The sequence below is a fragment of the Chryseobacterium camelliae genome, from assembly GCF_002770595.1.
GTDB classification, from domain to species: Bacteria; Bacteroidota; Bacteroidia; order Flavobacteriales; family Weeksellaceae; genus Chryseobacterium; species Chryseobacterium camelliae.
In genome coordinates, this window is record NZ_CP022986.1 from 3,049,722 (window position 1) to 3,065,567 (window position 15,846).

The following is a 15,846-nucleotide window of genomic DNA, read 5'->3' on the forward strand; positions in this document are numbered from 1 at the left end:
TATTTAAATATTAAACTCTAAAAGAGTTATGGCTTATAACTCCTAATTTATATCTATGCCCCGAAGACTCTGGCCCAAGGGAATGCAAAGGTAAATAATCCTACTGCAATAAGCCCCATGATTACAATGGCAAGGGAAATCGTATCATTGGATTTTATTTTTTTATTGATGATGGTCATCAGTACGGCACCAATCAGCATAGAGAAAGGGTGCTCTACATACTGGAACCTCAGGTAAGAATCTTTCATCACGGATCCCATGTCCATTCCTTTGCTGAAATTGATGATCAGCATGGTAAGCCCTATCAGGAACTGAATGTGGAAGAAGATCATGGTAAACAGGGTGGTCTTTTTCAGAAAGCCGTTCACTTTACCGCTGAATCCGAACATGGTAGTTAAAAGAGCAATAACAAATAATGCTACCAGAAGCAGTTCCAGGTATCCAAATCCTTTGTGTGCATTCAATAAAATGTTGTAAAAATCCATAGTCAATTTTTTTGTACACAAATATAACAAAAATCCCGGCTTGTTGCCGGGATTTGATAGGGATAAAATCTAATGTTTTTCTTAGAAGTTGAATGATAATGTGGCAGCCCATGTTCTTCCGAATCCGAAATATACACGGTTTGACGTATCAATACCTTTGAAGAAATTATTAGGATTATTAATGTAATTATTATACTGTTGCTGAGCAGTTACACCTCCAGCATCTTTGAAGTCACCCTGCTGCTTAACAAAGTTATTGGTGGCACCGTCCTGGATATACGTTTTATCAAACAAGTTGTATACGTTTGCTCCGATGGTAAAGAATTTAGAGTCATCCTTTAATCTTATTTTGTAAGACACACCAACATCTGTTAAATTATAATCAGGTAATTTTAGTACCCCTCTTTCCTGGTTGGCAGGATTTGAGAATGTAGCAATATCAATAGATGAATACAGTTTTCCAACATAACGCCATCCTGCATAGATGCTTAAGTCTTTTACCGGCTTAAGAGTCGCTCCCAGAGCAGCTGTCATTTGCGGGATACTGTTGTTGCTTGTTCCTCCTACTTTTACTTTATCAAGATAAAGGGTCGTTGTATTAGAATCACCGGCAACGGTTAAAGGATTATTGTTTCCGTCAAATGTTGTCCCGGTAGCATTTCCTTCATAGTGGTAATCACCCCAAGAGAACATTCCGTTGAATTCTAAGAAGCTGTTAAGTCTGTATACTGCATCTACTTCAACTCCCTGGTGGATTTCAGTGATCCCGTTCATTTCTGCATAAGCGTCCGTTACGTTAGGAACCGTAATCGTTCTCCTTAAAGCTCTGTCTTTCCACTGCGTTCTGTAAAGGTTAACATTCGCATTGAATTTTGCAGATCTGAATCCGTATCCAACTTCGGCAGAGAAGATTTTCTCGTTGGTAAGCTGAGGGTTCACTACTTGCTGGTTGCTAGGATATACCGTATTCATAAACGGCTGCTTGCTGTAATAACCAATGTTGGCAAAAACATTATTATTATCATCAATGTTATAGTTTGCACCTCCTTTAATATTGTATCCGAAGATGTTTTTGAATCCGGTCTTTCTGTTTACCGTCTGGTTTCTCTGTACTGTAACGCCATCCTGAACGAACTCGTCAATTCTCTGATATCCCTGGTTTGAAACGGATCCCTGGATGAAAGCAGATAAATCGTTTTTAGAATATTCGATTTGCCCGAATCCACTATACCAAAGTACTTCACCGTCATTGCTGAATCCTACTCTCTCGTTTAACGGAACCTGGCTTCCACCGAAAGGGTTCCAGTTTAATTTCTTATAATCAGAAGTAGCCGTCACCACGTTAGGTGCGATGTTCTTATTAGCGTTGTCTTTGTATCCTGCTGCTCCGTAAAGATCTGAAATCACCTGATAATGATACCCGTAATAGTATCTGTTATCTGTACCTATTGAGAAATTCCAGTTGTCATTTACTTTATGCTGGAAGTTGGCTAAGATACCATACCAGTTGTGAGAATTGATGCTGGCTCTGCGGATAAGGGTACTTCCTGCATTGGCTGCATTTACGTTCACAGCCGCATTCTCAGCGAATAATTTATCGTAATTGTAAAGTCCTTGTGCATCTCTGAAGTATGGTACACCATTTACAGAAGCGGTAAGGTTTCTTCCGTTTACTCTACCAAGGTCACCTGTTCCGCCACCTCTACCATTAGACATATAGGCTACGGTACTTAATTTGGATTTTTCATTGAATGTCCAATCCCAGTTTAACATCATAACAGGCTTGTTATAATAGTTGGATCTGTTGGATAATGCCACTCTTCTGCCTTCTGCATTGGTGTAATATCCCCAGTCGCTATTATACGTTCTGTCCGGTGTTCCGTCATTATCCGGATTGTATCTGATATAGTCGGAAATAGTAGGTGCAAAAGATCTTTGATCGTGCCACTGTGGAGCTCCTGTAATCGTAAACTGTAAATTATGCTTTGGGTTTACTTCCCAACCTAAAGCAAAGAAGTATGTATATGCTTCATAATCTGTGTTCTGAATATAAGTAGATCCTGATTGTCTACCCATTAAGAATGATGAAGACCATCCTTTATCAGATTTTCCGGTATTATAAGCAAATGAAGTTTTTAAATAATCATTGTTACCAACCCCTAATCTTACAATACCGCCTTTTTTCATGTCGGCTGATTTTGTAATAAAGTTCATCGTACCTCCTACAGATGCGATCGCCAGTTTGGAAGAACCAAGTCCTCTCTGTACCTGGATAAAGCTTGTTACATCAGAAAGACCCGTCCAGTTTGAAAAATAAACAGTACCCCCCTCCATATCATTAACAGGCATACCGTTTACCATTACTGCAATGTTTCTGGATTCGAACCCACGCATAACAATCTGAGAGTCTCCGAAACCACCACCACCTTTTGTAGCATATACGGAAGGTGTTGTATTAAGTAATTCAACAAGCTCTTGGTTTCCTTGTCTTTCAAGAATCTGTGCTGCCTTAATGGTAGAAACAGCTACCGGTGTCTTTCTATCTTTAGCGATATCTGTAACACCTCTTAGGATTACCTCTTCAATGTCTTTGGACTTAGAAACGGTATCCTGAACTTGCTGAGCATAATAGACACTAGCTGTAGACAGTGTAATTACTGCAGTTAGAATCGATTTGTTGATTAATTTCATAATCGTTAGTAATAGTTAGATTTAATTTTCTGCAAAATTGAGGAAATAAATTTTAACCAATATTAACTTTATGTTAATTTTTAATCATTCTTATTAGCTTTTATAAAATTGATTTTCAATGTACTGCATAATTGTTGATATTTAACATGAAAAAAATCATATTATTGAATTTTTAACAAATCAATACCATTTTTATTAAAAATTCAACGTTATTTCACAGCTTTAAGGCTTAAATCAATATTTTGTGCTGAATGAGTAAGCGCGCCGGCAGAAATATACGTAACCCCTGTGGAAGCAATTTCCTTTAACATATCACGTGTAATTCCTCCTGACGCTTCACTTTCACAGGCGCCACTAATCATCTTAACCGCTTTTTTCATGGTTTTCACATCCATATTGTCCAGCATGATCCTGTCTGCTTTTGCCCGGATCGCCTCTTCAACTTCCTCCAGGTTTCTGGTTTCCACTTCTATTTTAAGCTTCTTTTTATTTTTTTTGATGTAATCCTTTGCCATTTTCACCGCATTGGTAATGCTGCCGTTATAATCAATGTGGTTGTCTTTCAGCATGATCATGTCATACAATCCGTAACGGTGATTGGTGCCTCCGCCAATAGCGACCGCCCATTTCTCACAGATCCTGAAATTAGGCGTGGTTTTCCGGGTGTCCAGAAGTTTGGTTTTGGTTCCAACAAGGCGGGAATCCCAGTCATGGGTAAGGGTCGCGATACCACTCATGCGCTGCATGCAGTTCAGCACAAGCCTCTCGGTAGAAAGGATGGACTGTGCGCTTCCGGATACGACAAAGGCAAGATCTCCTGCCTTGGCTGCTTCACCGTCTTTAATGAAAACTTCAACACTCAGGTTTTTGTCAAATGTTTTAAAGATCATCTCGGCCATTTCCACGCCTGCCAGAATGCAGTCCTGCTTTACCAGCAGTTTTGCGCTCTGCTCAAGGTCTTTCGGGATGGTGGAAAGAGTAGAGTGGTCTCCGTCCTGAATATCTTCTTCCAAAGCATTTTTAATGAACTGCTTTAATGCTTTATCGGTCACATATGCCGGTCTTTTCATAGTATGTGGGATTATGCTAAATCTTTGTTGTAAAATGCACCTTTGTTCTCTTTCATTTCCATAGACTGGGTAATGATGAGCCGGGCAACGGTCGTTAAGTTTCTGAGTTCGGACAGCTGAGGGGAAAGGATAGAATAATGGTAGATCTCATCTACAGCTGCCGCGATTTCCTGATGTTTTTGCAGGGCCATACTCAGGCGGCGGTTGCTTCTTACGATACCCACCAGGTCGCTCATCATTTCCTGCAATTGTTTCCTCAGATAGGATACAATCACCATTTCATCCATGATCTTCATGCCTTCCTCGTTCCATTCCGGAACGGCTTTCAGGTCATCAAAGTTGAAACTATTCTGATGCAGGAGCTCTACCGTCTTCATAGCAGCGTTATGTCCGAAGACCAGTCCTTCAAGCAATGAGTTGGAGGCGAGCCTGTTGGCGCCATGCAGTCCGGAATTGGTGCATTCTCCTACAGCAAACAGGTTATGGATGGAAGACTGTCCGTCCCTGTCCACTTCAATCCCGCCCATCAGGTAATGGCAGGCCGGAACTACGGGAATCAGCTGTGAGAAAGGATCAATACCTTCATCCTTGCATTTTTTATAGATGTTGGGGAAGTGTTCCAGGAATTTTTCCCGGTTCATCTCCCGGCAGTCCAGGCCGACATATTCGTCGCCGGTTATTTTCATTTCTGCATCAATGGCGCGCGCTACAATATCCCGGGAAGCCAGTTCTTCACGCTCATCATATTTATGCATGAATTTTTCACCTTTCTTCGTCCTTAATTTGGCTCCGTCACCGCGTACGGCTTCAGAGATCAGGAACAGCATGCCGTCAATCTTGCTGTAGAGGGCCGTAGGGTGGAACTGATAGTACTGCATATTAGATACTTTTCCCCTGGCCCTGGCCACGAAGGCAATCCCGTCACCGGTAGCAATGGTAGGGTTGGTCGTATTCTTATAGACATGGCCTGCTCCTCCTGTAGCTACCAGAGTGATTTTTGAAGTGATTTTTTTGATGGTTTTCTGCTTCTCATCCAGAATATAGGCTCCGTAGCAATGAATATCGCCTTCTACCAGTTCTTTTCCGGGAACATGGTGCTGCGTGATGATATCGATGACATAATGATGGTCGAGGATCTCAATATTGGGACTGCTATTGGCTGTCTGCAGCAGGGCACGCTCAATTTCAAACCCGGTAATATCTTTATGATGGACAATTCTGTTTTCCGTATGCCCGCCTTCTCTTCCTAAAGCGAATTTCCCGTTCTTCATATCGAAGTTGGCTCCCCATTCCACAATTTCATTAAATCTCGCGGGTGCTTCTTTTACCACCATTTCCACAATGTCGCGCAGGCTTCCTCCGTCGCCGGCACGCATGGTATCTTCTATATGCTTATCGAAATTGTCTTTCTTAAAATCCGTGACTACAGCCAGGCCACCCTGCGCGTATTTGGTATTGCTTTCGTCTTTGTCAGACTTGGTGACCATGATGATTTTGGCATCAGGAAACTGTTCAGAAACTTTAATGGCATAGGACAGACCCGAAATACCGGAGCCGATCACTAATACATCCGCTTTTATCATTATGCTTGCTTTAGGTACAATCGTCACAAATAACTAAATAAATGTAAACAATTTTTCGTTTGGTTTTCTTACTTTTTTCATGTGCTGGAAAAGATCTTCTTCCGAGCGGTAGCCCAGTGCCAGGGTAACGGTCACCTTTTCCATGGCAGGATCAATGTTCAGCGTTTCTTCCAGAACATCCTGACGAAAGCCTTCCATCGGACATGAATCCACATGTTCAAGAGCCGCCGCATACATCAGGTTGGCCAATACAATGTACGACTGTTTTTCTGCCCAGTTGAAGATCTGGTCATCTGTCTGCCGGTCCATATGCTGATGAATGCTTTTCTTAAAAGGATCCAGCTCTTCCACAGGAGTATTCCGTATTTCTGCAATGTGGTTGAAATACCCCTGGATATACTTTTCATCAATACTTCTCTTTGAGGTAATAACGATGAGGTGGGAGCAGGTGGAAATCTGTGATGGGTTGTAGAACGAAGGAATCAATTTCTGCTTCATCTCTTCACTCTGCACCACGATGATTTTATAAGGCTGAAGACCCAGAGAACTGGCTGCCAGTTTTCCGGATTCCAGTATGGAATGCAGGGTTTCCTGGGGAATGATTTCCCGGTTGAATATTTTTACAGAATATCTTTTGCTTAAAGCTTCCAAATAGTTCATACAACAAATTTAAGCATTGGATATTAATAAACCGGTTAAAAAATGATATATCATTCAGTAAAAACATAAAAAAAGAGCCACTGTATTCCAGTGGCTCCTGCTGATGAATAGTTGCTATTTATTCCCTGTTTTTAACCAGGATCCATCCTGAATAGGTAACAGAGGTGTTTTTCTTATCGTTTTCATTCCAGGTTACCGAATACCAGTAGCTTCCTGTAGGCACTTTTCGTCCTCCTACCGTGCCATCCCACCGGTAACGGTTGGATTTGTCCCCCTGATGGATTTTAGCTCCGTACCGGTCAAAGATGCTAAACACGAGATTCTTTTTCCCGGCAAGCGCAGAGTAATCAATGGCGTCATTCACGCCGTCTCCGTTAGGTGTGATGACATTGATGATATTAGGTACGGTAATGTCTATTTCCATCGGAGTACAGCTGTAACTGTCCCTTATATAGATTTTGTTTACTCCTCTCGATACGTTTTTAAAGATATTGGAATCCTGCCAGTGTATATTATCCATAGAATACTGGTATGGAGCGGTTCCGCCGTTAACATACACTGTTACCGTTGTGCCGGAGATATCAACGGAAGTAATCACCGGCTGTTCCGATGGATAGACTTTGACGCTTTGGGTAACGACGCAGTCTCCGGTTTTTAATTTCACCCAGTACGTTCCTATGCCTACATTGGTTATGGAACGGGTATTGGCTCCGGTGCTCCACTCATAGCTTGCGAATCCGGGACCTGCATCCAGCGTGGTGGTTGCTTCAGGGCAGATGGTTTTGTCAGCCAGTACAGAAGAATATACGGGAGGAATCACCACCAGCGTGACTTTTGCAATTCCGTAGCATCCGCTGGTGTTGCTTACTTTTACATACACCACCCCGTTAGGAGCGATATAAGCCGTTGGTGTAGAAATCTCATTGGTTCCGTTTACCGCATCTGTGAGCGACGGATAGTATTTTTTGGTGCCAGTTCCCACTGTAGCTGCCGTAAGATTGAATGACGCGGTGGCCGGGCTGGTTTCAATAGGGCAGGATCTCAGAGTAGCATCGGTAACCGTAACTGTGGGAGCAATATTCAGCGTGATTTTGGCATTGGAAACGCATCCCTGGGATGTGGTCACCTTAACGTATACGGTAGCAGCCGGAGAGAAAAATGCAGCAGGATTGGTAATTTCAGGGCCGCCATTATTCAGGTCAGCCAGGGTATTGTAGAATTTTTTGGTGACACCCGGTACATTGGTTACTGCCGCGGTAGTAAGGTCAAAAAGCCCTCCTCCTGCATTATTATTGTTACAGGCTGTAAGGCTCGCATCCTGTGCTGCAAATGGAGTAGGATTCAGCTGAATGACGCCGTCTCCGTTGTCGCAGAGTGTTGAGGTGGGATCTTTGATGACTACAGTAATGGTTGTATTTCCGCTGTACTGGAAGTTAGAAGGATTGGCAATAGGGGTAGAGCTTCCTAAAATATAATAACTAATAATATAGCTGGAAGGATTGGCTACAAATTGCGAAGCGTAAGAGGTCAGGTCTACGATACCGGTACCGCTTGCCGGGTTAACGCAGACAAAAGGGGTCACGGTATTGGTTAAAATAGGAACTTTGTCGATGAATATTTTAGCATTCTTTATAGAATGCCTTGCACTTGCCGCCCCGGTAGCCGCTGAAAATCCGAAATATCCCTGGGTCATGCCTATGGCTCCTCCTGACGGGGCAAAAGACTGATTGACTATCTGTACACCATCAATTTTAATGCTGATGATCCAGTTTGTTGGATTGGTAAGGTCGGTTTGGCCGTTGACTTCCACATGTTTGTACGTTGGTCCCACAAAAGGCTGTGTAGCATTCAGGTCCGGAGAGTGGAAAGTACTTCCCGGAGTGTTGTTATATTCTATATTATTATTGGTTGAATTATTGGTTCCGTACAGCAAATGGACTTTACTCATCTGAGCCTCTGTGCTGTTGTTGAAGATATCAAACCCAACCATCAGTCCGGTAGCATTGGCAGGAATCCCAAGCCCTCCTCCGGTGATAAATCCTGTAGGAGGATTATTCAGGTACCAGAATGTGAATCCGTCTCCTTTTCCGTAAGCAGCCGTTCCGTTGCCATCAATTCTGAAATCAAATTCAACCTTCCACTTATCACAATATTTCAGGTTGATAGGGTCGTTCAGTTTGATCGCACCCGACTGCCCGGTTATGTCGTCAGTCAGCCGGATAAAGTCCGTTACGGTAGTTGCGGAAGGGATAAGCGTCCAGCCGGTGGTATTCACGGGATTACCGGTGAGCTGGTAGGTCTGGGACAATGAATGTTGCGGGATCCCGCAGAACACAAGCAGTAGAAAGTACGTGAGTAGAGCTTTTTTCATCTGATCAGAATTGATTGTTTGTTAATAGAATTGGATATGATATGGCAGTGCATATGCATGTATCATGGTTAAAATAGAAGATCACTCCTGTGCAGAAGTGATCTTCAGATAGTTTATTCTCTGTTTTTTACCAATACCCAGCCTGAATAGTTTGTCTGTGTATTATTTTTATCATTTTCATTCCATGAGATGGTATACCAGTAGGTGCCGGTAAGGATTTTCTTTCCGGATGAAGTTCCGTCCCATTTGTAGTTTCGTATTTTATCTGCCTTGTACAGCTGGTTTCCATAACGGTCATAGATGGTAAATACCAGGTTTTTCTTATAAGCCAGCGCAGAATAGTCGATAAAGTCATTTTTGTTGTCTCCGTTAGGGGTAATGACATTAAGCAGATTCGGAACGGTAACCTGGATCTGAACCGGTTCACAGTTATAGGCATCTTTTACGTATACTTTAACTTCCCCTCTTTTAAGGTCTGTAAAGATATTGGAGTCCTGCCAGTTAATGCCGTCCAGCGAGTATTTGTATGGCGGTAACCCTCCGTTTACATTAATGGTAATGGTATTGTTACTGATGTCGATAGAAGAAATTACCGGTTGTACGGCAGCATTCACTTTAACCATCTGAAGAGTGTAGCAGTTGCCCGTTTTCAGCTTTACCCAGTAAATTCCTACAGGGACTCCCTGGATGGCCTGGGTAGTGGCGCCGGTGCTCCATTCATATCCGTCAAATCCCGGTCCTGCATCCAGTGTGGTTCTTTCTGCGATACAGATGGTTTTATCTTTCAGGACTGATGACTGTACAGGCGGCAATACCTTAAGGGTAATTTTAGCAATCATATAGCAGCCGTTTGAATCAGTGACCTTCACATATATTACTGCATCCGTTGAAATATACGCTGCCGGATTCAAAATCTCATTGGTTCCGCTAACGGCATTCGCAACCGTAGTATAATATTTTTTGGTAACCCCTGTCGCTGAAGTTACATTTGCTGAAGTCAGGTTGAAAGCTCCCGTTGTAGGTGCTGCATCTATAAAACAGGACTGAAGCGTGGCGTCATTCACTGTCGTATTGGGGTGGAAGGTAAGGTTGATCTTGGCGTTTCCTGTACATCCCTGTGATGTGGTCACTTTTACATATACGGTTCCTGCTGCAGAAACGTAAGCAGCCGGGTTGGTAATTTCGTTGGTTCCAGCGGTGAGGTCGTTGAGGGTTTTGTAATATTTTTTTATTACACCGGTCTGAGCGGTTACGTTAGCTACGGTAAGGTCATAGGTTGCCATTCCTGCATTGTTGTTATTACAGGCGGTCAGTGTGGCATCATTCGCTGTAAAAGGAGACAGCGTCAGCAGGATCTTTCCGTCCGGGTTATCACACAGGATCCCGGCGTTATCTTTCACTACTACTGTAATTGACGTATTGGTGCTGAACTGATAGTTGGCAGGATTGGCAATAGGCGTCGAGCTGCCGGTAACATAATAGGTAAATGTATAATTGCCCGGATTGGAAACAAACTGGCTGTTGAAAGAAGTCAGGTTAACCACCGCGTTTCCTGTCGTAGGATTCGGGCAGAATGACTGTGTCGTCGAAGTCTGTAAAATGGATACTTTATCTGTGTATATTTTTGCATTTTTAATGGAATGCCTGGCACTTGCCGCTCCGGTAGACGCTGAAAAGCCAAAATACCCCTGGGTCATTCCCCCTGCTGTCCCGGATGGAGCAAAAGACTGCGAAACAATAGTGTTGTTATCAATCTTTATGGTAATGATCCAGTTAGTTACATTGGCCGGATCTACTTCCCCTGTTACTTCTACGTGCTTGTAATTGGCGCCTACAAAAGGCTGGGTTGCAATAAGGTCCGGTGAGTGGAAAGTACTTCCCGGAGTAGTATTATATTCTATATTGTTTCCTGCGGTATTATTGGTTCCATAGAGCAGGTGAACCTTGCTCATCTGTGCTTCCGTGCTGTTGTTGAAGATATCAAATCCGATCATCAGCCCTGTGGCATTAGCGGGGATCCCGAGTCCGCCACCGGTTACATAGGAGGCAGGAGGATTAGCCAAGTACCAGAACGCAAAGCCATCCCCTTTTCCATAGCTGGCGGTTCCGTTGCCGTCAATCCTGAAATCAAATTCCACCCTCCATTTATTACAGAACTTCAGGTTGATCGGTGCATTGAGCTTGATGCCTCCCACCTGCGAAATCTGATCTGCTGTAAGCTGTATGAAATCGGTATTGACCGTTGCTGAAGGAACTACATCCCATCCGGTTGTGTTGACAGGATTTCCTGTGAGCTGATAGGTTTGGGAGAAAAAAGTTCCGGAAAAGCAAAACAATAGTATAGTTAAATAAGACAGTAGTTTTCTTTTCATTAATATAATACTTTTAATTAGACGCGTAAAGATATTAAATCCTAATTGAATAACAGGTATTACATAATGATTTTGTTATAAATGATGTCTTTTTTTTAATAAATGATAACCCAAATCGAAAATGGTTAAAATTTTAAATAATTAAATTGTCTTATTATAAAATCCTGTTTGCAGATTAAAAGAGCGAATTATTTTCCATGTTTTCAAAGTATATGTCAGTTTCCAGTTGCCCGGAAGCAGCTGCTGCAACGGCAAGTTTATCGCACAGTTCATTTTCAAAATGCCCGGCATGCCCCTTGATCCAGTGCAATTTAGGTGTGTGTTTCTGGTATACTTCAATAAAACGTTTCCATAGATCAGGATTCTTTACGTTTTTCCATCCTCTGCGGACCCAGCCTGAGATCCAGTTCTGGTTTACCGCATCTGCTACGTACTTGCTGTCGGTGTATATATGGATGTCGTTTTCTGTGGATTTAAGCTTCTCAAGCGCTGTAATTACGGCGAGGAGCTCCATCCTGTTATTCGTAGTTTTTCGGAAACCTTTTGAAAACGTTTTCTGGTAATTTTTTTCAGGGACACGCATGAGAATTCCGTATCCTCCTTTTCCGGGATTTCCGCTGCAGGCTCCGTCTGTGTAAATTTCAATTCTCAATGGGTTCCGTCGTAAAATTATAAGTAGCTTCAGGTTCTGTCTGACTTTTAAATGTCCTGAGTGGGTTCAATTAAAAAGGAAAATCGTCATCCTCATCAAAATCATTCATGGAAGATCCTGACAATTGTGAGCTATCCGGAATGTCAAACGCGGCACCCGGCTGGATGGTGGTCCTGATTTTATCAAAGCCATTGGCATCACCAGACCCGAAGTTTGAAGGATAGCCTCCGCCACCCTCGAAAGCTGCTTCTACATCTCCGAATTTGGCAAAATGCTTAAGGAAGGAAAGCCTTACATCTGCAGTGGCACCGTTCCTGTGCTTGGCAATAATAAGCTCTGCCTGATTTTCCGTTGAGGTTTCCTGTCCTTCTTCATCGTTGTCCCAGACAGTAATTTTGTAATATTCAGGACGGAAGATGAAGGATACTATATCCGCATCCTGCTCAATTGCTCCGGATTCCCTCAGGTCAGAAAGCTGGGGTCTTTTACCCGGGCGGGCTTCCACACTCCTGGAGAGCTGAGAAAGTGCAATAACCGGCACGTTAAGTTCCTTGGCAATAGCCTTCAGTGAACGTGAAATCATGGAAATCTCCTGTTCACGGTTTCCTACGCCTTTACCACCGCTTCCGGCAGTCATCAGCTGAAGGTAATCCACCATGATTAGCCTTACACCATGCTGCATCACCAGTCTCCGGCATTTTGCCCGGAAATCGAATATGGAGAGGGAAGGCGTCTCATCAATATAAAGCGGCGCATTCTCCAGCTCGGAAACATTGGAGAACAGCCTTTGCCATTCATCATCGTCCAGGGTACCTTTTCTGAGTTTCTCCGATGAAATCCTGGTTTCCGAGGCGATCATCCTGGTGATCAGCTGTACGGACGCCATCTCGAGAGAGAACAGTGCCATTGGGATTTTATGCCCTACCGCGATATTTCTGGCCATGGACAGCAGGAATGCTGTCTTCCCCATTGCCGGACGTGCCGCAATGATGATGAGGTCAGAATTCTGCCACCCTCCTGTTTCTTTATCTACATCCCGGAATCCTGATGGTACTCCGGAAAGTCCCTGCTTATCTTTAAGGGACTTAATTGTTTCAATCGCTTGTTTTACAAGGGAATTGGCGGTGTCAAATCCTTTTTTAATGGTTCCGTTGGTGATTTCGAAGAAAGACTGTTCCGCCTTATCCAGAAGTTCAAAAACGTCTGTTGATTCTTTATAGGCAGAATCGATAACATTGGCGGAAACATTGATCAGGCTCCGCAGGATATATTTTTCAAGGATAACCCGTACGTGGTATTCGATATGGGCAGAAGAACTTACCCCCATGGTAAGGTCAATAATATAATGATCTCCGCCCGCAGTATACAGTTTCTCTTCTTTTTTCAGGTCCTGTATGATGGTCATCAGGTCTACCGGATGGTTCCCTTCATATAGTTTCAGGATGGTTGCAAAAATTACCTGATGCCTCGGATCATAGAAAACTTCAGGAGTAAGCAGGTCAATGGAATGGTCAAGCCCTTTTTTATCAATTAAAAAAGTTCCGATCACCAGTCTTTCAAAATCCACTGCATTAGGAGGCATTTTTCCATCAGCAATTGACAGCTCTCTGGCAAAATTTCCATGTGTGAGAGATGATAATGTTTCTTTCTGCGCCATGATGCAAAGATAGTTTTTTTGAAAAGTAAATTAAAAATAGTAATCCACAAATTAAAGGGATCAGGAGCAAATGCCCATCAAATCAGGCAATGCGGTGTGTAAAAAAAAATCACCCTGCAAGAGGGTGATTTTTTAAGTATTTGAAAACGAAGGCTATTCCCTGTTTTTCACCAGTATCCATCCGGTATATTTCGTCTGGGTATTGTTTTTATCGTTCTCGGTCCACGTGATGGTGTACCAGTACGTTCCGGTAAGAACTTTTTTACCTCCGGAGGTACCGTTCCATTTGAAGTTTCTTAGCTGGTCCGCTACGTAAAGCTGGTTTCCATATCGGTCATAGATGGTGAATACCAGGTTTTTCTTGTAGGCTAAAGCCGTGTAGTCTATTTCATCGTTGATATTGTCACCATTAGGCGTGATGACATTGATCAGATTCGGAACCGTTACCTGTACTTCTACAGGATTACAGTCGTAAGCATCTTTCACATATACTTTAGCTTCTCCTCTCGGAAGTCCTGTGAAAACATTTGAATCCTGCCAGTTCACACCGTCAATAGAATATTGGTATGGGCTCTTCCCGCCGTTTGCGGTGATGGTAATGGTATTGTTGGAAATCTCTATGCCGGTAATCACGGGCTGTTCGGAAGAATAGACACGGACATTCTGGAGCGTGAAGCATTTTCCTGTTTTCAGTTTTACCCAATACATCCCTACACTTACGCCCTGGATGCTTTGTGTGGTAGCACCGGTACTCCACTCATATCCGTCAAAGCCGGGACCGGCATCCAGCGTAGTCCTGTCTTCAATACAAATGGTCTGGTCTTTCAGGACGGTAGATTTTACCGGAGGAAGAACTATAAGATTGATTTTTGAAATGGCAAAACATCCGTCTGCGCTTGTTACCCTCACGTACACTACACCATTCGCTGAAATATAAGCTGCAGGATTAAGGATTTCATTCGTCTGGCTCAGTGCATTGGCATTGGTCGTATAAAATTTCTTGGTAATACCGGTCTGAGTGGACACTGCCGCAGATGGAAGATCAAATGCCGCTGTAGTGATATTGGTATCAATATAACACGATTCCAGCGTCGCATCTTTTACCACTACCACAGGTAAAAAGTCCAGTGTAATCACTGAATCATCTGAGCAGCCCTCGGAAGAGGTCACTTTTACATATACTTTTCCGGGACCGGAAACGTAAGCAGTAGGGTTCATGATCTGGTTGGTGCCTGCGTTCAGGTCATTCAGGGTAGGATAGTATTTTTTAGTAGCCGTAGGTTCGCTGAAAACATCGGCCAGGGTGAGGTTAAAGGTTGCGGTACCGGCACCGTTATTGTTACAGGCAAGCAGGTTGGCATCCTTGGCAACAATATTTCCCTGTTTGAATTTGAACGGCCCGATCTGCGTACAGCTGTTGATCGGGTTATTAGGGTTGGCCGGGTCCTGGTAATGGATGCTGTAGTAGTAAATATCGGTTCCGTTTACTGTAACGGGACCCGTAATCGGGTTCGCTCCTGTAAGGGCATCATTGGAAGAATAGTGGTAAGAAACCTGGAAATTGGCATTACCGTTAACAATGCCGTTTGTCAGGGTACTGAAGTCAAATGTAGTAGGCAGCTGGCATTTCAGGATTTCATTAGGAGCGCCTGTTGTCGCGCTGGGATTTCCAGGGGCTACAAATGGATTTGGCGTTAAGTTCGGATCTGTAAAAGGGGAAGCCAGCGTAGCGGTCCCTCCCCAGGTAAGGGAGAATCCCATGGTGTTGGTAGAGAAGTTATCGACGATCATGTAGTATGTTTCGCCGGGTAAAACATCCATATATTTTACAAACCGGTCACCTCCGGCTCCTTCTGTGGTATCAGTGGACGTCATATTCAGTCCTGTAGGACCTCCTCCTGCAGCAAAAGAACATCTCACCGGAGTACCAAGGCTTCCGCACTGAACATTGGGGCCGTATACAGCCCAGTCATAATCCGTGCTTACAGGGTTATTGGGGTTTACTGTAGGATCGATAACAAAGGTAAGTGTACCTCCGGTAGCAATCGTAAATTTATACCATACGGAAAAATGTTCTGTAGACAGGCATCCTCCCAATGGGCTTTCCTGCACCAATCCGTGGCCGCTGGGGGTATAGGACTGGCCTGAATTCCCACATACTGCAATAGCTGTAGAGCAGTCTGACTGTGAAAAATACAGATGTGACAGGGATAAAAGTAAAACGAGTAGTAACTTTTTCATTGTAAAACAGTTTTAATAAAACAAATGTAATGAAAATATTAAAAAAATGTTATTTTCTACTTTC

General features: G+C 43.3%; 10 protein-coding genes. All 10 read right to left on the reverse strand.

The window, feature by feature from the left end; translation table 11 throughout:
• Positions 1–53: 53 nt before the first annotated feature.
• The 10 genes from CGB83_RS14120 to CGB83_RS14165 all read right to left on the reverse strand — a co-directional run bounded on the left by CGB83_RS14120 (position 54) and on the right by CGB83_RS14165 (position 15,782).
• Entirely contained in the window at positions 54–485 is a 432-nt protein-coding gene (locus CGB83_RS14120) for a hypothetical protein (protein ID WP_100076380.1), read from the reverse strand.
• 81 nt (positions 486–566) lie between these two features.
• The gene (locus tag CGB83_RS14125) at positions 567–3,176 is read right to left on the reverse strand and encodes a TonB-dependent receptor (protein WP_100076381.1); all 2,610 of its coding nucleotides are present in this window, start codon (positions 3,174–3,176) and stop codon (positions 567–569) included.
• 209 nt (positions 3,177–3,385) lie between these two features.
• The gene (nadC, locus tag CGB83_RS14130; RefSeq protein ID WP_100076382.1) at positions 3,386–4,246 is read right to left on the reverse strand and encodes a carboxylating nicotinate-nucleotide diphosphorylase; all 861 of its coding nucleotides are present in this window, start codon (positions 4,244–4,246) and stop codon (positions 3,386–3,388) included.
• An 11-nt stretch (positions 4,247–4,257) separates the two neighbouring features.
• On the reverse strand, positions 4,258–5,829 hold the full coding sequence (gene nadB, locus CGB83_RS14135) for an L-aspartate oxidase (RefSeq protein WP_100076383.1): 1,572 nt from the start codon (positions 5,827–5,829) through the stop codon (positions 4,258–4,260).
• Positions 5,830–5,862: 33 nt separating this feature from the next.
• Positions 5,863–6,489, reverse strand: coding sequence for an NAD(P)H-dependent oxidoreductase (locus CGB83_RS14140; RefSeq protein WP_100076384.1), 627 nt, complete (start codon positions 6,487–6,489; stop codon positions 5,863–5,865).
• A gap of 118 nt (positions 6,490–6,607) precedes the next feature.
• Positions 6,608–8,860, reverse strand: a complete 2,253-nt coding sequence (locus tag CGB83_RS14145; RefSeq protein ID WP_100076385.1) for a T9SS type B sorting domain-containing protein — start codon at positions 8,858–8,860, stop codon at positions 6,608–6,610.
• Between the two features lie 113 nt (positions 8,861–8,973).
• Complete coding sequence (locus tag CGB83_RS14150) at positions 8,974–11,232, reverse strand: T9SS type B sorting domain-containing protein (protein WP_100076386.1); 2,259 nt, start codon at positions 11,230–11,232, stop codon at positions 8,974–8,976.
• 175 nt (positions 11,233–11,407) lie between these two features.
• Complete coding sequence (rnhA, locus tag CGB83_RS14155) at positions 11,408–11,884, reverse strand: ribonuclease HI (protein WP_100076387.1); 477 nt, start codon at positions 11,882–11,884, stop codon at positions 11,408–11,410.
• A gap of 70 nt (positions 11,885–11,954) precedes the next feature.
• On the reverse strand, positions 11,955–13,541 hold the full coding sequence (gene dnaB / locus CGB83_RS14160; protein WP_100076388.1) for a replicative DNA helicase: 1,587 nt from the start codon (positions 13,539–13,541) through the stop codon (positions 11,955–11,957).
• Positions 13,542–13,694: 153 nt separating this feature from the next.
• Positions 13,695–15,782, reverse strand: coding sequence for a T9SS type B sorting domain-containing protein (locus CGB83_RS14165; RefSeq protein ID WP_100076389.1), 2,088 nt, complete (start codon positions 15,780–15,782; stop codon positions 13,695–13,697).
• Positions 15,783–15,846: the final 64 nt, after the last annotated feature.

Excerpts from the sequence above, each read along its gene's own strand:
- CGB83_RS14120 (WP_100076380.1), bottom strand. The coding sequence starts at position 485 with ATGGATTTTTACAACATTTTATTGAATGCACACAAAGGATTTGGATAC.
- CGB83_RS14125 (WP_100076381.1), bottom strand. The coding sequence starts at position 3,176 with ATGAAATTAATCAACAAATCGATTCTAACTGCAGTAATTACACTGTCT.
- nadC (WP_100076382.1), bottom strand. The coding sequence starts at position 4,246 with ATGAAAAGACCGGCATATGTGACCGATAAAGCATTAAAGCAGTTCATT.
- nadB (WP_100076383.1), bottom strand. The coding sequence starts at position 5,829 with ATGATAAAAGCGGATGTATTAGTGATCGGCTCCGGTATTTCGGGTCTG.
- CGB83_RS14140 (WP_100076384.1), bottom strand. The coding sequence starts at position 6,489 with ATGAACTATTTGGAAGCTTTAAGCAAAAGATATTCTGTAAAAATATTC.
- CGB83_RS14145 (WP_100076385.1), bottom strand. The coding sequence starts at position 8,860 with ATGAAAAAAGCTCTACTCACGTACTTTCTACTGCTTGTGTTCTGCGGG.
- CGB83_RS14150 (WP_100076386.1), bottom strand. The coding sequence starts at position 11,232 with ATGAAAAGAAAACTACTGTCTTATTTAACTATACTATTGTTTTGCTTT.
- dnaB (WP_100076388.1), bottom strand. The coding sequence starts at position 13,541 with ATGGCGCAGAAAGAAACATTATCATCTCTCACACATGGAAATTTTGCC.
- CGB83_RS14165 (WP_100076389.1), bottom strand. The coding sequence starts at position 15,782 with ATGAAAAAGTTACTACTCGTTTTACTTTTATCCCTGTCACATCTGTAT.